Origin of the sequence: Geminicoccus harenae (assembly GCF_019800005.1) — a bacterium.
Taxonomy (GTDB): domain Bacteria; phylum Pseudomonadota; class Alphaproteobacteria; order Geminicoccales; family Geminicoccaceae; genus Geminicoccus; species Geminicoccus harenae.
Map to the genome: position 1 here is coordinate 20,719 of NZ_JABGCL010000035.1, position 18,452 is coordinate 39,170.

Annotated in this window: 15 protein-coding genes and 1 pseudogene; 8 read left to right on the forward strand and 8 right to left on the reverse strand. The window is 68.9% G+C overall.

Going from position 1 to position 18,452, the window contains the following annotated elements:
- Positions 1–11 precede the first annotated feature (11 nt).
- On the reverse strand, positions 12–1,184 hold the full coding sequence (locus tag HLA95_RS28985) for a calcium-binding protein (protein WP_191058050.1): 1,173 nt from the start codon (positions 1,182–1,184) through the stop codon (positions 12–14).
- Positions 1,185–1,456: 272 nt separating this feature from the next.
- On the opposite strand from HLA95_RS28985, the gene HLA95_RS22985 reads away from it, so the two are divergent.
- The 3 genes from HLA95_RS22985 to HLA95_RS22995 all read left to right on the forward strand — a co-directional run bounded on the left by HLA95_RS22985 (position 1,457) and on the right by HLA95_RS22995 (position 3,260).
- Positions 1,457–2,521: a zinc-binding dehydrogenase gene (locus HLA95_RS22985; protein WP_191058060.1), complete on the forward strand. Its 1,065-nt coding sequence runs from the start codon at positions 1,457–1,459 to the stop codon at positions 2,519–2,521.
- Between the two features lie 68 nt (positions 2,522–2,589).
- A complete protein-coding gene (locus HLA95_RS22990; RefSeq protein WP_191058049.1) occupies positions 2,590–2,847 on the forward strand; it encodes a type II toxin-antitoxin system Phd/YefM family antitoxin in 258 nt (85 codons plus the stop codon).
- Positions 2,847–3,260 carry a type II toxin-antitoxin system VapC family toxin gene (locus tag HLA95_RS22995; RefSeq protein WP_191058048.1) on the forward strand — a complete coding sequence of 138 codons (414 nt, stop codon included), beginning with the start codon at positions 2,847–2,849 and terminating at the stop codon, positions 3,258–3,260. Before HLA95_RS22990 ends, HLA95_RS22995 begins: the two co-directional genes overlap by 1 nt.
- Positions 3,261–3,303: 43 nt before the next feature.
- Here the strand turns inward: HLA95_RS22995 and HLA95_RS23000 are convergent, their stop codons facing one another.
- Positions 3,304–4,179: a type 1 glutamine amidotransferase gene (locus HLA95_RS23000; RefSeq protein ID WP_222184648.1), complete on the reverse strand. Its 876-nt coding sequence runs from the start codon at positions 4,177–4,179 to the stop codon at positions 3,304–3,306.
- A gap of 158 nt (positions 4,180–4,337) precedes the next feature.
- Here HLA95_RS23000 and HLA95_RS23005 point away from each other — a divergent pair, with 158 nt between their 5' ends.
- The gene (locus HLA95_RS23005; protein ID WP_191058046.1) at positions 4,338–5,591 is read left to right on the forward strand and encodes a D-amino acid dehydrogenase; all 1,254 of its coding nucleotides are present in this window, start codon (positions 4,338–4,340) and stop codon (positions 5,589–5,591) included.
- 233 nt (positions 5,592–5,824) lie between these two features.
- On the opposite strand, the pseudogene HLA95_RS29230 reads toward HLA95_RS23005, so the two are convergent.
- Together HLA95_RS29230 and HLA95_RS23015 are read right to left on the reverse strand one after the other, a co-directional pair.
- Positions 5,825–6,713: pseudogene (locus HLA95_RS29230) on the reverse strand (homocysteine S-methyltransferase family protein).
- A 64-nt stretch (positions 6,714–6,777) separates the two neighbouring features.
- A complete protein-coding gene (locus HLA95_RS23015; protein WP_191061517.1) occupies positions 6,778–7,029 on the reverse strand; it encodes a hypothetical protein in 252 nt (83 codons plus the stop codon).
- A 205-nt stretch (positions 7,030–7,234) separates the two neighbouring features.
- Between HLA95_RS23015 and HLA95_RS23020 the strand changes: the two genes are divergently transcribed.
- The gene (locus HLA95_RS23020; RefSeq protein WP_191061516.1) at positions 7,235–7,732 is read left to right on the forward strand and encodes a pyridoxamine 5'-phosphate oxidase family protein; all 498 of its coding nucleotides are present in this window, start codon (positions 7,235–7,237) and stop codon (positions 7,730–7,732) included.
- An 82-nt stretch (positions 7,733–7,814) separates the two neighbouring features.
- Here HLA95_RS23020 and HLA95_RS23025 read toward each other — a convergent pair whose 3' ends face one another.
- A complete protein-coding gene (locus HLA95_RS23025; RefSeq protein WP_191061515.1) occupies positions 7,815–8,210 on the reverse strand; it encodes a cupin domain-containing protein in 396 nt (131 codons plus the stop codon).
- Between the two features lie 152 nt (positions 8,211–8,362).
- On the reverse strand, positions 8,363–8,923 hold the full coding sequence (locus tag HLA95_RS23030; RefSeq protein ID WP_191061514.1) for a hypothetical protein: 561 nt from the start codon (positions 8,921–8,923) through the stop codon (positions 8,363–8,365).
- Positions 8,924–9,273: 350 nt separating this feature from the next.
- On the opposite strand from HLA95_RS23030, the gene HLA95_RS23035 reads away from it, so the two are divergent.
- The 3 genes from HLA95_RS23035 to HLA95_RS23045 all read left to right on the forward strand — a co-directional run bounded on the left by HLA95_RS23035 (position 9,274) and on the right by HLA95_RS23045 (position 12,796).
- Positions 9,274–10,236, forward strand: a complete 963-nt coding sequence (locus HLA95_RS23035) for a hypothetical protein (RefSeq protein WP_222184649.1) — start codon at positions 9,274–9,276, stop codon at positions 10,234–10,236.
- Between the two features lie 144 nt (positions 10,237–10,380).
- On the forward strand, positions 10,381–11,967 hold the full coding sequence (locus HLA95_RS23040) for a gamma-glutamyltransferase family protein (protein ID WP_191061171.1): 1,587 nt from the start codon (positions 10,381–10,383) through the stop codon (positions 11,965–11,967).
- A 76-nt stretch (positions 11,968–12,043) separates the two neighbouring features.
- On the forward strand, positions 12,044–12,796 hold the full coding sequence (locus HLA95_RS23045; RefSeq protein ID WP_191061170.1) for an SDR family NAD(P)-dependent oxidoreductase: 753 nt from the start codon (positions 12,044–12,046) through the stop codon (positions 12,794–12,796).
- Positions 12,797–12,802: 6 nt separating this feature from the next.
- On the opposite strand, the gene HLA95_RS23050 is transcribed toward HLA95_RS23045, so the two are convergent.
- Together HLA95_RS23050 and HLA95_RS23055 are read right to left on the reverse strand one after the other, a co-directional pair.
- Complete coding sequence (locus tag HLA95_RS23050) at positions 12,803–15,121, reverse strand: glycoside hydrolase family 3 N-terminal domain-containing protein (protein WP_222184650.1); 2,319 nt, start codon at positions 15,119–15,121, stop codon at positions 12,803–12,805.
- The gene (locus HLA95_RS23055) at positions 15,093–17,069 is read right to left on the reverse strand and encodes an ATP-binding protein (protein ID WP_222184652.1); all 1,977 of its coding nucleotides are present in this window, start codon (positions 17,067–17,069) and stop codon (positions 15,093–15,095) included. The genes HLA95_RS23050 and HLA95_RS23055 overlap by 29 nt, the downstream gene beginning before the upstream one ends.
- Positions 17,070–18,452: the final 1,383 nt, after the last annotated feature.

An 18,452-nucleotide genomic window follows, 5' to 3' on the forward strand; every position in this document is an offset into this window, starting at 1 on the left:
GGGGCGGCAGCCTAGCTGAAGTCGCCTGCCGACAGCACGGTGACGCCGAGCACGGTCAGCTTCAGGTCCTGCACGTCGGCATAGAAGTGCCCGGGGTCGACGCGCTCGTGGACGATCGGGGCCAGGTCGATCGTGAGGCTCTGCCGACCTTCGGCCGGACCGACCGTGGCGTAATCGTCCAGGGCCGTGATGCGGTTGTCGGAATCGCTGTCGAGCACGTCGAAGAGGGCCTTGCCGCTCAGCTCGAAGCTGATGTTCCCCAGCTCATCCTCGGCAACGCTGACCAGCAGCTCGATCCTGTCGGTGCCGGAAGCGAAATCCACGACCGTGTCGTTGCCCTCCTCGCGATCCTCCACGTGGCCCCAGGCCCGGAATTCGAACACATCGCTGCCGGAACCGCCGGTCAGGCGGTCGTCGCCGCTCCGGCCATTGAGACGATCGTCACCGGCACCGCCCTCGATCACGTCATCGCCATAGAAGCCGTCGATCTCGTCGTTCCCGGCATTGCCCTCCAGATGGTCGTCGAGCGCCCCGCCCCAGATCACGTCATCGCCGCCGAGGCCGAACAACGCCCAAGGGCTCTCGCTCGACGGGAGGCCTGGGTTGAAGCCGTGCAGCACGTCGTCATGGCTGGATCCCCGGACCTGCTCGATGCCGGAGATCGGCTCGATCGGCCCTTCGAACGTGGTGGCATAGTCTCGCCAACTGGCGAAATGCGGCCCCTCGCCGAGATAGAGATAGACGCCGCGCACCTCGTTCTCGAAGGAGAGCATGTCGATGCCGGCGCCCCCGATGAAGCTGTCGATCCCGCTGCCGCCGTAGAGCAGGTCGGCGCCGCTGCCGCCGTCCAGGAGGTCGCTGCCCTGGCCGCCGCGCAGGACGTCGTCGCCCGAGTTGCCGCGCAGCACGTCGTTGCCCTGGCCACCTTGCAGGTGGTCGTCGCCGCTGCCGCCCCACAGATAGTCGCGCCCGTGGCCACCTCTGACGATGTCGTCGCCGGCATCGCCGAACAGCCGGTCCGCGCCGGAGCCGCCATGGATGGAATCGTTCCCGCTCCCGCCATTGAGCCGGTCGCGGCCGGCAAGGCCGAGCAGCGTGTCGTGGCCGCGCCCGGCAAAGATCATGTCGGCGAATGGCGTGCCCACGAGGCGTTCATCTGCCCGGGTGCCATGAATATCGGCCATGAAACATTCCCATCGAATCGTGCGGAAATACTGGAACGATAGATCGGCATTTCTTGTCGCTCAATAGAGACCGGAGCTTCGAACCGAGGGCGGCCTGGCTCGGCATCATGCCCTGCTGGCCATCGCGCCGATCGAGGCGGGGGACGTCCCAAGGGGAAGGCGGTCCGGGCCTGAGCGGACTGCCTAGCGCATCGCTCCTGCCTGCACTAACCAGTCGCCACCATCAGGACAGGCCCGGAGAACCGACGGTGACCAGGAACCCCAACTCCCGCATGACCGCGATCGTCTGCTATGCGCCCAAGGACTACCGGGTCGAGCAGGTCGACCGGCCGGTGCCGGGGCGGCGCGAGATGGTGATCCGGATCGGCGCCTGCGGGATCTGCGCCAGCGACTGCAAGTGCTGGTCGGGCGCGCCGATGTTCTGGGAGGGCAAGCAGCCCTACGTGAAGCCGCCGGTGATCCCGGGCCACGAGTTCTTCGGCTATGTCGAGGAGATGGGCGAGGAGGCGGCCGAGCATTTCGGGGTGGAGGTCGGCGACACGGTGATCGCCGAGCAGATCGTGCCCTGCGACAAGTGCCGCTACTGCCGCTCCGGCCAGTACTGGATGTGCGAGGTCCACAACATCTACGGCTTCCAGCGGGAGGTCGCCGATGGCGGCATGGCCGAGTTCATGAAGCTCGGTTCCACCGCGCGGGTGCACAAGATCCCGCGCGAGATGCCGCTGGAGGACGCGGCGATCATCGAGCCGCTCGCCTGTGCGATCCACACCGTCCAGCGCGGCGACATCCAGCTGGATGACGTGGTGGTGATCGCGGGGGCCGGGCCGATCGGGCTGATGATGGTCCAGGTCGCCAAGCTGAAGACGCCCAAGAAGCTGATCGTGATCGACATGGTCGAGGAGCGCCGCCAGCTGGCGCTGAAGTTCGGCGCGGACGTCGCGATCGACCCGAAGAACGAGGATGCCGCCGCCATCGTGCGCAGCCATACCGAGGGCTATGGCTGCGACGTCTATATCGAGGCCACCGGTTCGCCGTCCGGCGTCACCCAGGGCCTGGAGGTGATCCGCAAGCTCGGCCGGTTCGTGGAGTTCTCCGTGTTCGGGGCGCCCACCACGGCGGACTGGTCGATCATCGGCGACCGCAAGGAGCTGGACATCCGCGGTGCCCATCTGGGCCCGTACTGCTACCCGATCGCGATCGACCTGCTCAGCCGCGGGCTGGTAACCTCCAAGGGCATCGTCACCCACGACTACCCGCTGGAGGAGTGGGACGAGGCGATCAAGGTCGCCTACGGGCTGGACTCGATCAAGGTGCTGATGCGGCCGAAGGCGGCCTGAACGACGAGGTAGCAACGTACCTACATTCGGCCTATATTGATCGCCATCATCTCCCTTGGAGGAGGCCGATGGCGATCACCACCCTGTCCAGCCGCGAGTTCAACCAGGACGTCGGCAAGGCGAAGCGTGCCGCTGCGGACGGGCCGGTGTTCATCACCGACCGCGGCAAGCCGGCCCACGTGCTGCTCACCATGGAGGACTACCGGAAGCTGACTCGTGCCGAGCTGAGCCTTCTGGATGCACTGGCGCAGGATAGCGACCTGGAGATCGACTTCGAGCCGCCGCGCATGAGCGATGATTTCTTCAAGCTGCCCGACCTGGATTGATGTTTCTGCTGGACACGAACGTCGTCTCGGATCTGCGGGAACGGGCGAGGGCGGATCCGCGGGTGCGGGCATGGGCACTGGCTCACCCGGTGAGCGAGTTTGCCATATCGGCGGTCACCATCCTCGAGCTCGAGTTCGGCGTCTGCTCGCTCGCCCGACGTGACCCGGCGCAGGGACTCGTGCTGCGCCGCTGGCTGAACGACATGGTGCTGGCGAGGTTCGAGGGGCGCATCCTACCCGTGGACATCCCGGTCGCGATCCGTGCGGCGCATCTGCACGTCATACGCACGCATCCGCAACGTGATGCCCTCATCGGGGCTACTGCCTATGTGCATGGGCTGACTCTCGTCACCCGCAACATCAGGGACTTCGAGGATACGGAGGTCGACCTCCTCAACCCTTGGATAGGCTGACCTACCGGCCGGATAGTGGAGGCCGTGCCGCCTGCTCCCGCCCTCAGCCCCGCCCGCGCGCCGAGCGGGTCGGCTGGACGTAGTGCTCGATCCAGTTGGTGATCTCGTTCTGGCGGAGCATCGGGTCGGTGATCTCGCGGCCGATGCCGTAGCGCCAGGCGAGGTCCCAGCGGCCGGCGGGATCGGCATGCACCGCCTTCAGGTCCTCGACGAAGGCCATGGCCGCGGCTTCGTCGGGGAAGAAGCCTTCCTGCCACAGCACCGGCCCGTAGCGGAGCATGACCGCAGCCAGGTCGAGCAGGCTGAACTCGGGATGGTACTGCACGCCCCAGAACAGCCCGCCCTCATGGCGGATCTCGGCGGCCTGGACGTCGGACACCTCGTTGCAGGCGGTGACCTTCAGCCCGTCCGGGCTGATCCCCACCTCGTCCAGATGCACGCACGGTGCGTCGAAGACCGGCGGCCGGCCGGCATGCATCTTGTGGCTCCCGCCGAACTCGGTGAGCGTGATCTTGCGGGCGATGCCGAGCTCGCGACCCTTGGGGTTCCTGCGCACCTCGCCGCCGGCGGCGACGGTCGCCACCTGCAGGCCCCAGCAGGAGCCGAAGAACGGCACGCGCGAGCGATAGACTGCGCGCGCCAGCTCGATCTGCGGGTCGATCGCCGGGCCGCGGTCGTAGATGTTCAGCGCCGAGCCGGTGATCGCGACCCCGTCATAGCTCTCCAGCCCGGCGGCATCGGGCAGGTTGGCCCCGGGGAAGGCGGGAAAGCAGATGTCGACCGTCGCATCCGGTGCCGCCCGGCGCAGCACCTCGGCATAGTTGTCCGACATGGTCTGGCCGGTGATGTTGCGAATGCGATCGCAGGTCTCGGCCGTGTTGCCTTCGACGACGAGCAGGCGGAGCGGGCGCTGGGACAAGACGGAACTTCCGGGGCAGGGTGGAGACGCCCTGCTAGCACGCGGCGGCACGTCTGGCACCTGGGCCACACCGCCCGGATCCGCCACATGATGGTGCTTGCGGCGCGTGTGACCGGACCCGACATTACCGCAACGCAACATGACGAGGAGCTGTTCCGGTGCGGGTGATCATCCTTGGGGCCGGCGTGATCGGTGTGACCAGCGCCTGGTGGCTGGCGGAGGCGGGCCACGAGGTGGTGGTGATCGACCGCCAGCCGGGGCCGGCACTGGAAACCAGCTTCGCCAATGCCGGCGAGGTGTCGCCCGGCTATTCCACGCCCTGGGCCGGCCCGGCCGTGCCGGTCAAGGCGATCAAGTGGATGCTGATGAAGCACGGCCCGCTGGTGGTGCGGCCGAAGCTCGACCTCGCCATGTGGCGCTGGATCGCCGGCATGCTGCGCAACTGCACCGAGAAGCGCTACCTCCTGAACAAGGGGCGGATGCTGCGGCTCGCGGAGTACAGCCGCGACGTGATGGTGCAGCTGCGCGCCGATACCGGCATCACCTATGACGAGCGCATGCAGGGCACGCTGCAGCTGTTTCGTACCCAGCAGCTCCTGGACAGCATCGGCGACGACGTGATCGCGCTGCAGGATGCGGGCGTGCCCTACGAGGTGCTGGACGTGGCGGGCTGCATCCGTGCGGAGCCGGCGCTGGCCAGGGTGCAGGGCAAGTATGTGGGCGGGCTGCGCCTGCCGGGCGACGAAACCGGCGACTGCCAGATGTTCACGACGAAGCTGGCCGAGATGGCGGCCGCGCGCGGGGTCGAGTTCCGCTACAATACCGCGATCGAGGGCATCGAGGCGGATGGCCGCCAGGTGGTGGGCGTCCGCACCCCTCAGGGACGGGTCAGCGGCGATGCCTATGTGCTGGCGCTCGGCAGCTACTCGCCCTTCCTCCTGCGCCGCCACGGCGTCCACCTGCCGGTCTATCCGGTGAAGGGCTACTCGCTCACCGCCGAGATCACCGACCCGTCCGGCGCGCCGGAATCGACGGTGATGGACGAGACCTACAAGGTCGCGATCACCCGGCTGGGCAACCGGATCCGGGTCGGCGGCACCGCCGAGGTCACGGGGTTCGACCTGGCGCTGCGGCCGGGCCGCCGCGCCACGCTGGAGAATTCGGTGGGCGACCTGTTCCCGGCCGGCGCCGACTACGGCAAGGCCAGCTTCTGGTGCGGACTCCGGCCGATGACCCCGGACAGCACCCCGGTGATCGGCAAGGCGCGCTACGGCAATCTTTGGCTCAACACCGGCCATGGCACGCTCGGCTGGACCATGGCCTGTGGCTCGGCGAGGGTGATCGCCGACCAGATTTCCGGACGGCGACCCGACATCGATACGGCGGACCTGGCGCTCTCGCGCTACGCCTGAGATCGCCACCAAGCTCTACAAGAAGATGTGACGACGGCAGGGGTAATGGGCCGGCAGGTTTTCCCCTTCTGTCATCCCTCGGCTCGTCCGGGGGATCCACTGCCGCACGCTGGCTGCGGCATGACCGATCCTGCGCAGAGGGCAACCGCAGGCAGCCGTCGTGTTGCAGTTGATCCCCCGCCTCCGCGGAGGATGACATCGACCAGGGAGGCGGCAGGGCTTGTCCCTGCCTTCTAGCCCAAGCTCGCCGCCAGCTCGCGGATATGCTCCGGGCCGATGCCGCAGCAGCCGCCGATCACGCTGGCGCCGGACGCGGTCCAGCTCCGCGCCAGCTCCAGATAGCGGGCGGGTCCGGTGTCGGTACGCAGCGGGCTGAGGCCGGCGTTGGCGGCGCTGCGGCCGGTTGCGGCGAAGGCGTTGGCATAGGCGCCCAGGCGCATGCGGCTGCCGGCGAGTGCGGTGGCCGCCTCGGCGATCGCTTCCGCCATGACCTCGGGCGGGCTGCAGTTGAACAGGAGGGCGGCAGCGCCGAGGGCGCGGGCCTCGGCGGCCGCACGGGCGACATGCTCGCCCGTGCGGCCGCCGGGCACGGCCGTCGGTCAGCTCGTCGGCCAGGGTGAAGGACAGCCAGAGCGGGCGGCGGTCGCTGCCCAGCACCTGGCGGATCACCGCGGCCTCCGCCGTGGCGCTCAGGGTCTCGCCCAGCCAGAGATCGACATGGGGCGACAGGCCCGCCACCAGCGTGCGGAGCAGGTCGGGTGCCGCCTCGGGATCGAACAGGTCCGGGCGGTAGGAGCCGAACAGCGGGGGCAGCGAGCCGGCGACGCTCGCTCCGCCGCCATGTTCGTCCGCGGCCGCGCGGGCGATCCGGCCGGCCAGCTCGGCCAGGGCCTGGCCCTGCACGACAAAGCGTTCGGGGCCGATATGGAAGGGGACCAGCGCATAGCTGTTGGTCGTGACGATCTGCGCACCGGCATCCAGGAAGGCGCGATGCGCCCGGCCGACCAGCTCTGGCGCCTCGATCAGCGCCAGGGCCGACCATTCCGGCTGGCGGAAGGGTGCGCCCATGCGCAGGAGCTCGCGGCCCATGCCGCCGTCCAGGATCGTGACGCCCGATGCCATCGCCCGCTCCCTCGTCCGCGGCCGGACCATCAGCCGGCGCAGGCGACAAGGCAAGATCGGGTCGTCAGTCCCGCTCCGGGCGGAGGGCGTGGACACGATGAGCGGGCCGGCCATGCCGCACCACGTCGGCGATCTGGTCGCGGCGGATGCCCAGGTCGAGCAGCACGAAATCATCCTGGTCGTTCAGCGAGATGATGGCCTGCTGCAGCCGGCGCTCGGCCAGATGGGCGGACACCCATTCCTTGAGCTGCCCGAAGCGGCTGGCGACCGTGCGCCGGAGCGGCCGGGAACTGGCCCGTTCGGCATCGAGGTACATGATGGATCTCCCAGGCCCGGGTCATGCGGGCGTTTCATGGCGAAGGATCATAGTGGGAACGCGCCGAAGCCTTTGTGCCGGGGATCACGCGGGCGGGTGATCCCGGTCACCGCTGCCCGGGTTCACCTCGTGGTAGGATGGGGCAAGCGGAACTGCGGGTCCGGCCATCGCTTTAGCTCAGGCGAACTCGAGAGGGGCGGTGCCGATGGAAGTGCGGAACGACAAGGCGGCCAAGGACAAGCTGGTCGAGCTGATCAAGGACGCCCGGATCGCCATGCTGACCACCAGGCATGCCGACAGGTCGATGCACAGCCGGCCGATGGGCACGATCGAAGCCGAGTTCGACGGCCATCTCTGGTTCATGACCGACAAGAGCGCCGAGATGGTCACGGAACTCCAGGCCATCCCGGACGTGGCGATCACCTATTCGGACGAGCGCAAGCAGAACTACGTGTCGATTTCCGGCCGTGCCGAGATCCTGCACGACCCTGCCAAGGTGAAGGACCTCTGGTCGGAATTCCTGCGGGTCTGGTTCCCGAAGGGACCGGCCGACCCTTCGATCGCGCTGCTCAAGGTGACGGTCGACTGCGCGGAATATTGGGATGCGCCTTCCAGCATGATGCTGCACGCCTATGGCTATGTGAAGGCGGTGACCACGGGCGAGCGGCCGCATCCGGGCGATCAGGTCGCAGTCAACTACTGAGGCCGGCCGGCGCTCGCTTCGGTCGTGTAGCCGCCGATGCCGGCCATGGTGTCAGCGCCGCCTTCCGCCTGCCGGGGCAGTGCTAGTCCACTCGCACCGTGTCGAACTCGGCGAGCGTGGGGCGCGGGTCGGCGCCATTGGGCAGGCTGCGCAGCCGCGCGATCAGGCGGTCGAGCCGCGGCGTCAGGAAGATCAGGTAGCGGCTCGGTTCCGTGACCCGGTAGGTGTGCGGCAGGCCGGCGGGCACGAAGACCGTGGTTCCCGCAGGGGCGTCGAACTCCCGGTCCGGCAGGCGGAAGCGCAGCGAGCCCTCCAGCACATGCCACGCCTCGTCATCCGCATGATGGATGTGCAGGTAGGAGGGACCGGAGTCCGTCCACTCGCGCACCACCAGCGATGTTCCTGCCGCCGCGATGGCGGGTCCGTCCGGCCCGGCGATGATCGGCTCGAGCGGCGAACCATCTTCCTCCTGCGCCATCTGACCTCCGTCGTTTCCGGACGTTCAGGCCAGACTTCAGGTTCGGGCGAAGGGGGATACGTAGTCAAGGCCCAGGCAGTTCGTGCTCGTGCCTAGTCGGGGCAGCCGAGCCAGCGGTCGTGCTACGGGGTGGTGTGTGCACCGCCTGGACGTCACCGGTTGGGCAGGCCGTTCCTGGTCCGCTGCGTGCGGATATGGTCCTTCTTCCTGACCATCCGGTCGCGCAGGGTCTTGAGCCCGGCCCGGACCTCGGCCAGCTCGGCCGGATGGTCGGTCTTGGATGTGACGGGATTGTCGTGCGCGGCATCCCAGGCCAGCACGGCGTCGATTGTCGCCACCGCCGCGTCGACATCGCCGAAGGCCCATTCGTTGATCGGGCGGCCGACATTCTCCGAGAGCGCGCTGAACAGGATCCCGGCATCCGACCGCTCCTGCCCCTCCAGGGTCGCGAGCATGAAGCGGTAGCGCAGTTGCCCGACATAGAACCAGAAAACGGCGTCGTCGTTCTGGCCGCTCTGGAGCAGCTTCGCGGCCAGCACGTACAGGGCCGCGGGATGCAGGGTTTTGGCGGCCGCGATCAGGTCCGCGGGCGTCTGGTCCATGAGCTCGCTGGACACGGGTGCGGGACGCGCAGGGGTTGCAGGAATGGTCGCCGGCCAGCCCGCGACCATGGCCAGGGCCACCAGGGCGGCGATGGAACGGGTGGTTCTCATGGACGATGACCCTTGGGGTTGCTGATGCCCTGCGCGATCGTGCGGTGCCAGGCTGGTCATCCGCCCTGGCCCGCGCCAGGTTCATCAGGGCCGGTACAGGAAATCGGCAGGAGATTCCAGAAAGCCGGCAGGTATGACCGGTGCCGCCATTGTGTTGCGCGACTTGCCTTGCCCACCGGGAGATGTCCGAATTCATGAATGCTGGCCGGACCTTACTGTCCGCCCTACTGCTCATGATCGCCCCTCCGTCCGCCATTTGCCGGACGGAAGGGTCGAAAGCTGGTGCCCAACCTGTTCGGCGGCAGCATGGGCTCGGTCATGGTGCCGGGATGCCGCCGGCGAGGCTCCCGATGCTGCTGCTGGTCCTGGCCACGCTGGCCGACTGCGGCGATCGCGACGGTTCGGTGGAGGCCGCGCTGGCGCTCGCGGAGGCGGTCTATCCGGGGGAGCTCGAACTCCCCGACACCCGGCTGCAGAAGGACCATTACCAGGTCGTGCTGGCGCGCAAGGGCGATCCGGTCACCCGCATCGCCTTCGACGTGGACCGCGACCCTGCGCAATGCCGGCCCGGCACACGCTGCGAGGAGCGGCTGCGCCAGGCCTATGCGGTCGGCATGGCGGCCGGCACGCGGCTGAAGGCGCTGGACCGGGCGTTTCGCGGCTGCGGGGTGGTGGCGCTGGCGGTCGAGGGTGAGCCGCCGGCGAACGACCGGCTGGTCGGCGAACTGGCCATGGCGGTGGCGGACCAGCAGCCGGCACTGGATCGCCTGGCCGGCTGCGTGTGCGCGTTCGCGCAGGAGATGCCCAGCGGGGCCACGATGCCCGACTATCTCCGCTTCCGGATATTGGAGGAGCCGGAGAGCGGAGCTTCCGCCATGCCGGACATCCTCACCTTCGAGGACCGGCTCGAAGAGGGGCGGCGGGACGAGATCAGCTATCTCCTCGCGGCCGACCTTTCGGCCGACACCATTCCGGCGAGGAGCCCGCGGCTGGCGCCACGCCTGCCGGACGCGGTGATGGAGCAATTCGCCAAGGTCGCGCAGGATCACCTGGACGGGCAGGGAGGGGGCGGGCAGCTCGGGCCGCTGCCGCTCGCCCATGGAACGAAGCTGGATCCGCAGCGCCTCGATGTCCTGCGCACCTATCTGCCAGGCTGCACCCGGTGGGAGTCCGGGATCGGCCCCTGCCGGCCAGACCTGGCGGTGCGCATGACCTATGATCTCGCGCGCGGTGCTGCCATCGAACTGGCCGTGCTGCGCGACATCCGTGCTCCCGACGGCCGGCTCCGGCTCCCGGAACTGCCTGGGCGCTGACGGGAGCATTTGCCCTCTGGCCGATCCGATGCCGGTCGGCTGAAATGCGCCCCGGCAGCCGCTGGCCTGACCCCGGCCGTCACCCAGCCTTCGGCGCCGCCGCTCGGGCGGAACGCCACCGTCATCCGCCAGAGGACCCGCAGCATGAGAGACCTGTTCCGCCCCGGCCGCAGCCCGATGGTGGCGCCGAACGCGGCGATCGCGACCTCGCACCCGCTCTCGACCTCGGCGGGGCTCCAGGTCCTGCGCGAGGGCGGCAATGCGGTCGACGCGGCGCTGGCGGCGGTCGCGGTGCAGGCGGTGGTCGACACCCACATGACGGGGATCGGCGGCGACTGCTTCGCGCTCTATGCGCCGGCCGGCGGCGAGGTGGTGGCGATCAACGGCAGCGGCCGGGCACCGGAAGCGGCGACCGTGGCCAGGCTCCGGGAACTGGGCCTGACCGAGATCGCCCAGACCAGCCCGCACGCGGTGACAGTGCCGGGCGCGATCTCCGCCTGGATGAAGCTGCACGGCGACCATGGCAGCCTGCCGCTCGACCGGCTGTTCCGCGACGCCATCCATTATGCCGAGAACGGCTACCCGGTCAGCCCGCGCGTGGCCCATGACTGGGCGCGGCAGGCGGAGCTCCTGGCCAAGGACGAGGGGGCGGCGGAGGTATTGCTGAGGGACGGGCGGGCGCCGCGGGTGGGCGAGACCCATGCCCAGCCGAAGCTCGGTGCCCGGCTGCGCGAGATCGCCAGGCATGGGGCCAAAGCCTTCTATACGGGAGCGGTGGCCGAATCGATGGTGGCGCGGCTGCGCGCGCTGGGCGGCCTCCATACGCTGGACGATTTCGCGGCCGGGATGGACAGCGCCATCTACTGCACGCCGATCTCGACGAACTATCGCGGCTATGAGGTGGTGGAATGCCCGCCCAACGGCCAGGGTGTGGCGGCGCTGATGATCCTGAACATCCTGGACGGGTTCGAGCTGCCGGCCTCGATGCCGCTCGCCGAGCGGATCCACCTCCATGCCGAGGCCACCAAGCTCGCCTACCACCACCGTGATGCACTCGTCGCGGACCCGGCGCATCTGCCCCATCCGGTCGAGACCCTGCTCTCGGACGAGACCACCGCCATCCTGCGCCGGCGCCTGTCGCGCGAGCGGGCGGGTATGGCCACGCTCTGGCACGAGCCCGAGCACCAGGACACGATCTATCTCTGCGTAGTCGACCGCGACGGCAACGCGATCTCGTTCATCAATTCGATCTTCCACGCCTTCGGCTCGACCCGGCTGGATCCTGTGAGCGGGGTGCTGCTGCACAGCCGCGGCGCCTCGTTCCGGCTGGCCGAGGGCCATCCCAACGCGATCGCGCCCATGAAGCGGCCGATGCACACGATCATCCCGGGCATGCTGCGCAAGGCTGGCCGGACGGTGATGCCGTTCGGGGTGATGGGCGGCCATTACCAGGCAGCCGGCCATGCCGCCTTTTTGTCCGGCATGCTGGACCAGGGCCTGGACGTGCAGGAAGCCATCGACGCGCCGCGTGCCTTCTCGTTCGACGGTGTGCTGGAGGTGGAGCCCACAGTCGATACGGCGACGCTGGAGCGGCTCACCGCACTCGGCCACAAGGTCCAGATCGCCGGCTCGCCGATCGGTGGGGCCCAGGCAATCTGGATCGATCAGGCGACCGGCACGCTCTGGGGCGGCTCGGACCCGCGCAAGGACGGCATGGCGCTGGGTTTCTGAACCCGGGCTGGCGGGCTGGCCTGGCCGGCGCTAGAGCCCGGGCAAGGTCTTTCACCTTTCCTGGACGAGCGCCGCCATGCCATCCCCGATCGAGCAACTGTTCCGCCTGGACGGCCAGGGCGCCGTGGTGACCGGCGGGGCCAGCGGGATTGGGCTGGCCTCTGCCCGCCTGCTCGCGGCAGCCGGGGCCGTTGTCACCGTGCTGGACCGGCAGGTGCCGGCCGAGTCGCTGGGCGAGGGGATCACGGCATTGGCCTGCGACGTGGCCGATGCGGCGGCGGTTGCACGGACCTTTGCGGGGATCGCCGGGCGGCAGGGCATCGACATCCTGGTCAACTGCGCCGGCATCGCCATCCGCCAGCCGGCGGTGGAGCTGGACCTGGCCGACTGGGACAAGGTGGTCTCGGTCAACATGACCGGCAGCTTTACCTGCGCCCGGGAGGCGGCCAGGCACATGATCGCGGCGGGCAAGGGCGGGGCGGTGGTCAACATCGCCTCGATCATGGGGCTGTCCGGCGGGATCTATCCGAACGTGTCCTACCAGACCACCAAGGGGGCAGTGGTCAACATGACCCGGGCGCTGGCGATCGAGTGGGTGCCGCACCGGATCCGGGTGAACGCGGTGGCGCCCACCTATGTGCGCACGCCGTTCATCCAGGCCCTGCTCGCGCAGGACGAGGTGATGCGGAAGATCGAGGAGCGCACGCCGCTGGGAAGGATCGCGGAGCCGGAGGAGGTGGCGAGCGCCGTGCTCTACCTGGCGAGCCCGGCGGCTGCGATGGTGACCGGGCACACCCTGCCGGTGGATGGCGGCTTCCTCGCGCAGTAGCCGCCTTCAGGCCAGCAGCTCGAAGCGGGCCTGAAGGCCGCTCTCCGCGTCCGGCGCCACCCAGAGGTCGAACAGGCCGGGTTCGACGGTGGGCAGGAGGTCCGGGCCGACATATTCGAGATCCTGGCGGCGCAGGGTGAAGCGGATCTCGGCCGTTCCACTGGCTGGCACCGTCGCGCGGCTGAATGCCTTGAGCAGCCGGACCGGCCGGGTCAGCTTCGCCACCCGGTCGCGGACATAGAGCTGCGCCACCTCCTCGGCCGGCCGGTTGCCCAGGTTGCGCAGCGTGGCGGTGACGGTGAGCGTGCCGTCCCAGGGTAGATGCGCCGGCTCGACCCGCAGGTCCTCGTAGCGCACCCGCCCATAGGTCAGGCCATGGCCGAACGGAAAGCGCGCCCGGTTCGGCGTCTCCCGGAAGCGCGCCTTGAAGGCACTGTCGCCCGGGCGCTCCGGCCGGCCGGTAGGCTTGCGGCTGTAGTAGAAGGGCTGCTGGCCGGAGAAGCGCGGGAAGCTCACCGGCAGGCGCCCGGAGGGTGCATGATCGCCGAACAGGAGGTCCGCCACCGCATGGCCCTCCTCCGAGCCCAGGAACCAGGTGACCAGGATCGCCCGGGCGTCCAGGACCGCACCGGACAGGGCCAGGGCGCGGCCGGTCTTGAGCAGCACGACGACCGGCCGGCCGGTGGCCGCCACCGCTTCGGCTAGGTCCTGCTGGGCGGGCGGCACCACGATCTCGACGCGCGACTGCGCCTCGGCCGACATGGCGGCGGATTCGCCGATCGCGAGGATGACGAGATCGGCGGCGTCCGCCGCTGCCACCGCCCGGTCGATGCCGGCCTGGATCGGCGCCTCCACGTCGGAGCCCGGCTCGACCAGGAGCAGGGCAGGGTCGGCCATGGCCGCCCGCAGCCCCTGGGCCACCGTCACCGCGCGTTCCGGGTCGGCGAAGATCGACCAGGGGCCGAACAGGTTGGCAGGGTCGTCGCCGAATGGGCCGATCAGGGCGATGCGCTGGCCTGCCCTCGGCAGGGGCAGGAGATTGCCTTCGTTCTTCAGCAGTACGGCCGAGCGGCGGGCAGCTTGGCGTGCCAGCGCCAGTGTCGCCGGATCGGCCAGGACCAGCCGCTCCCTCTCCGGGTCGGTGCCGCGATAGGGGTCGGCGAACAGGCCGAGTGCCGCCTTGGCCGCCAGGACCCGGCGCACCGCCGCGTCGACCAGGGCGAGCGGCACTTCGCCTGCGGCGACCAGGTCCGGCAGGTGGCGGAGATAAAGGCCGCTCTGCATCGACATCTCGACGCCGGCCAGGAACGCGATCCGGGCGGCGTCGCGCTCGTCCTCGGCAACGCCGTGCGCCACCAACTCGGCATCGGCGGTGTAGTCGGCGACGACGAAGCCGGCAAAGCCCAGCCGGCGGCGCAACAGGTCGGTGAGCAGCCAGCCATTGCCGGTGGCGGGCACGCCGTTCAGCTCGTGGAAGGCGCTCATCACGGCACCGGCGCCGGCGGCGAATGCGGTCTCGAAGGGCGGCAGGTAGACCTCGTGCAGGGTCGGCAGCGAGATCTCCACGCCCGCATAGTCGAGCCCGGCCTCGGCGGCGCCATAGGCGGCAAAGTGTTTGGGCGTGGCCAGCAGCGCGTCGGGCCTGGTCAGGTCGTCGCCCTGGAAGCCGCGGACCCGGGCGTCGGCGAACAGCCGGCCCAGCAGGACGTCCTCGCCGGCCCCCTCGACCACCCGGCCCCAGCGCTGGTCGCGGCCGATATCGACCATGGGCGCGAAGGTCTGGTGGATGCCGCTGGCGGCGGCCTCGCGGGCGGCGGCGCGGGCGGTTTGGCGGGCCAGCTCCGGATCCCAGCTCGCCGCCTCGGCGAGCGGCACCGGGAAGATCGTGTGCAGGCCGTGGATGATGTCGGCGGCGAACAGGAGCGGGATGCCCAGCCGGCTTTCCTCGACCGCCAAGCGCTGCAGGCTCCGGCCCGCGGCAGCGCCGACGCCGTTGAACAGCGCACCTAGCCCGCCTGCCCGGATCATTCGGGCGATTCTTGCCTGATCCGTGTTCAGGTCGTCCGCGTCGCCGGGATTGACGCCGGTGGGGCGCCAGCGGAACGGGTCGGCCAGCAGGGTGAGCTGGCCGGCCTTCTCCTCGATCGTCATCAGGGCGATGAGCCGGTCGATCCGCAGCCGGTCGTCGGCCGGGACGGCAGCCATGGCTCGACTGGCCAGCAGCATGAGCCCGGTACCGCCCAGGGCCAGTGCGGTGCGCCGCGGGAAAGGCAGGCCCCCCGCCGCGGCCGGGCGATCAGGCCTCGGCCTCGTCCAGGTCGGCATGCTCGGCCATCACCGCGAACAGCTGCTCCCAGTCCAGCGGCTTGACCAGGATGCGGTTCATGCCGACGTCCAGGCAGCGCTGGTACTCTTCCGGCATGATGCTGGCGGTGATCCCGATGATGGGCGTGGCGTTGCGCGGTGCCGGCAGTTCCCGGATCAGCCGGGTCGCCTCGATGCCGTCCATCACCGGCATCTGGATGTCCATCAGCACGACGTCGAACCGGCCGCGCACCACCATCTCGACCGCCTCGACGCCATTGCGGGCCGAGGTCACCTGGTGGCCGTAGCGGCTCAGCATCTGCAGCAGCAGCTTGCGGTTGACGGCGCCATCGTCGACCACCAGCACGCGCAGGGGCGGGAGGTCGCTGGCGTTCAGCAGGACCGGGTTGGGTGCCGAGCCCAGGGGCAGCGTCACCTCGAACCAGAACCGGCTGCCGACGCCCTGGGTGCTCTCCACCCCGATCTCGCCGCCCATGGCCTCGATCAGCCGCTTGCTGATCGCCAGACCCAGGCCGATGCCGCCATGGCTGCGTCGGGTGGGCGTGCCGTCCAGGTCGAACGAGCGGAACAGCCGGGCCACCTTCTCCGGCGCCATGCCGATGCCGGTGTCGGTGATGTCGACCCTGAGCCGCGCGGCCCCGTCCGCCACCGTGTGCCGCACCTGCACGGTCACGCTGCCGCGATTGGTGAACTTCAGGGCGTTGCCGGTGAGGTTGAGCAGGACCTGGCGCAGCCGGCGCGGATCGCCGCGGACCACTGCCGGGAGCTGCTCGTCGACGTCGAAGTGGAACTCGAGGCCGAGCTCGCTGGCCTGGGGGGTCAGGAAGGCGCGGGTCTGGTCCAGCACCTCGCGCAGCGAGAACTCGAGATTGTCGACCTGGAGCCGGCCGGCCTCGCTGCGGGAGAAGTCGAGCAGGTCGTTGACGATCGCCAGGAGGTGGCGGCCGGACGTGCGGATCGTTTCCAGATAGGTCTTCTCGCCCGCCGGCAGGTCCGACTGGCCGAGCAGGTCGACCATGCCCAGCACCGCGGTGATCGGGGTGCGGAACTCGTGGCCCATCGCGGACAGGAAGTTGACCTTGGCGCCGCGCGCCTCGTCGGCGATCTGCCGCGCGATGCGCAGATCGGCCAGCAGGCGGGTGCGCTCCGCGTGGGCGACCCCTGCCGCCAGCACGGTCAGGGCGGCCGCCAGCAGGAAGGCCTGCCAGGCAAGCACCGTCCCGGCCGGAACGGGAGCACCGCCCAGCTCCCGGATCACGAGCACGGCAGCCATGGCTGCGGCCGTGGCCAAGGTCAGGAGGAGGCCGGGACGCAGGCCCAGCTGGAGGGCTGCCAGCATCAGGCAGGGCAGGGCCAGGATCGGCAGATAGGGGAACAAAGGCGGGATGGCGGCAGCCCAGCTCAGGGCGGCAGCGGTCAGCAGCAGCACGGCCAGGATCGCCAGGCCCAGGCGCCAGCCAGGCAGGCCTCTGGCCAGCACCAGCGGCACCAGCACGAGCAGGCCCAGCGCGCGGGCGGCATAGGCACTGCCGGCGGCCAGGAGGTCGGGCGGCTGCCCCTGGGCATGGCCCAGGGCCATGGCCGCCAGCGTGGTGAGGGCGGGCACCAGCAGGGTCACGCCGCCGAACCACAGGGAGCCGGCCGGCTGCTCGATCCGCGCGCGGTTGCCGTGCCGGAGGATGGCGGCGGCCAGCCCGGCCTCCACCAGATGCAGCAGCGAGGCTTCCAGGGCCGGCCGGAATGCTTGGCCCGCCAGCAGCAGCCCGGCCAGGGTCGCGGCCAGGCCGAGCCCAGCCATGGCCGGAAGGGCGGCCCGGCTGCACGACAGCAGCCCGACCAGCAGGACGGCGCTGATCGGGTTCAGCAGCACCGCAGCACTGCCCGGCCCGGCCAGCCAGGCCGTCGCCAGTGCCGCCAGCAGCGTCAGGACGCCGATGGCGGCGAGCAAGCGGGCAGCCGGCTCTGCTCCCGGCGTCGAGAGAATCTGTGTACTTGCGAGGCGTTCAGGCACCTGGCTACCGCCGATCGTTCAGCTCTCGGTTCAATCGCCCGGCGCCTTCGCAGACCCGGATGACCGCCGGAAGTATCAGCCGGACGGTCCGCAAGGCAAGCATGGTGCGCTGAAAGCTCGCATTTCTTGAAGAGATGCCAATCATCCAGAGACTTCCAATGTATAGATGGGGAGATTTTCTGTGCGGACTAAAGGCTGTCAGAATGATTCAAATTCACGCAAGAAGGTCGGCAGTTCAGCAGCAGACATTCTCATTGGTTTCCGGTTCATGCAGGAATCCTTCCTGCCCTCGATGACGGACGGCCGGGCGGTATCTCTGGCGGGGCCAGGGCCAGCCCGCCCGCAGAGGCATGTTCTATCTTGCGCGCCGGACAGGCGGCCGCGGCAGACGGGGTCACGGCAGCGAGAGGGTCGTCAGGCTGCGACCTTTTGGCTAGTTGGACCTCGCCAGCAAGGAGCTGCGCGGCCTGCCAATCCTCTTTTGTCGACTGTAGTTACGAGACATTCTCCCGCAAGTTGTTTTGGCCTATCCTACCGCTGCAGTAGGCCGGTCAGCAGAGGCGCGAGAGAGCAGGATGAGGAAAGTAGCCGGAGATGATCATGACCAATGCCAGCGCTTGTACTTGAGTTTGTCCAGGACTCGCCCGGACATTTGCATCAGCATTGCTGGCGTCGGCAGTTATTCATCCATCAAACGCAGCGGTGCTGGGACGAGCCTAAGAGCAACATCCACGTTCATCTGGAGTTAATGATTGGTCTTCCATTCCACCCGGCGTCATACAATCAAAAAGTGGATGAAATTTAATGAACTATCACGTAACCTGATAGGTAACCAAATGGCTGCACGCAGATGAAGGTAGTGCGTCGCAGAACTACTTCACCGGTCTTGGACTCCCGTTGGTCGTGCGCTCCAGTTGCAAGCCCGACCGGGTCGCACCGGGTCGAAGAACTCGGCACTTCTGGCGCAGATCTGGCGATATGAACAACATCATTCGCAGATCTTCTAGTCGTCACAAAGATTTACTTCTGAATTTTTCGCGGAAAAATGAAGTAAATCTGGAAAATAAATCATTTGAATACGACGTTTCCCGGTGATTTATCAGAGCAACACCCGGCGGTTGGCCGCTCGGCAACTTGAAACGCTGTAGTCGGCAAGCATAGGAACCAGACAGATGGCTATCTCCCTGCGCAAGATGCGTGAGCTCGTCGGCTACTCCCGCGTGAGCCCGGATCAGCCTCGCGACGCCACCGTCACCCCGTTCCGCGGCCGCCGGGTGCGGACACCGGAACTGGAGCTGGAGCATCTGTCGGTGACGCTGG

Bases quoted from the DNA above. Each gene is read 5' to 3' on its own strand.
- HLA95_RS28985 (WP_191058050.1), bottom strand. From the start codon at position 1,184: ATGGCCGATATTCATGGCACCCGGGCAGATGAACGCCTCGTGGGCACG.
- HLA95_RS22985 (WP_191058060.1), top strand. From the start codon at position 1,457: ATGACCGCGATCGTCTGCTATGCGCCCAAGGACTACCGGGTCGAGCAG.
- HLA95_RS22990 (WP_191058049.1), top strand. From the start codon at position 2,590: ATGGCGATCACCACCCTGTCCAGCCGCGAGTTCAACCAGGACGTCGGC.
- HLA95_RS22995 (WP_191058048.1), top strand. From the start codon at position 2,847: ATGTTTCTGCTGGACACGAACGTCGTCTCGGATCTGCGGGAACGGGCG.
- HLA95_RS23015 (WP_191061517.1), bottom strand. From the start codon at position 7,029: ATGTACCTCGATGCCGAACGGGCCAGTTCCCGGCCGCTCCGGCGCACG.
- HLA95_RS23020 (WP_191061516.1), top strand. From the start codon at position 7,235: ATGGAAGTGCGGAACGACAAGGCGGCCAAGGACAAGCTGGTCGAGCTG.
- HLA95_RS23025 (WP_191061515.1), bottom strand. From the start codon at position 8,210: ATGGCGCAGGAGGAAGATGGTTCGCCGCTCGAGCCGATCATCGCCGGG.
- HLA95_RS23030 (WP_191061514.1), bottom strand. From the start codon at position 8,923: ATGAGAACCACCCGTTCCATCGCCGCCCTGGTGGCCCTGGCCATGGTC.
- HLA95_RS23035 (WP_222184649.1), top strand. From the start codon at position 9,274: ATGCTGCTGCTGGTCCTGGCCACGCTGGCCGACTGCGGCGATCGCGAC.
- HLA95_RS23040 (WP_191061171.1), top strand. From the start codon at position 10,381: ATGAGAGACCTGTTCCGCCCCGGCCGCAGCCCGATGGTGGCGCCGAAC.
- HLA95_RS23045 (WP_191061170.1), top strand. From the start codon at position 12,044: ATGCCATCCCCGATCGAGCAACTGTTCCGCCTGGACGGCCAGGGCGCC.
- HLA95_RS23050 (WP_222184650.1), bottom strand. From the start codon at position 15,121: ATGCCGACCTGGACGAGGCCGAGGCCTGATCGCCCGGCCGCGGCGGGG.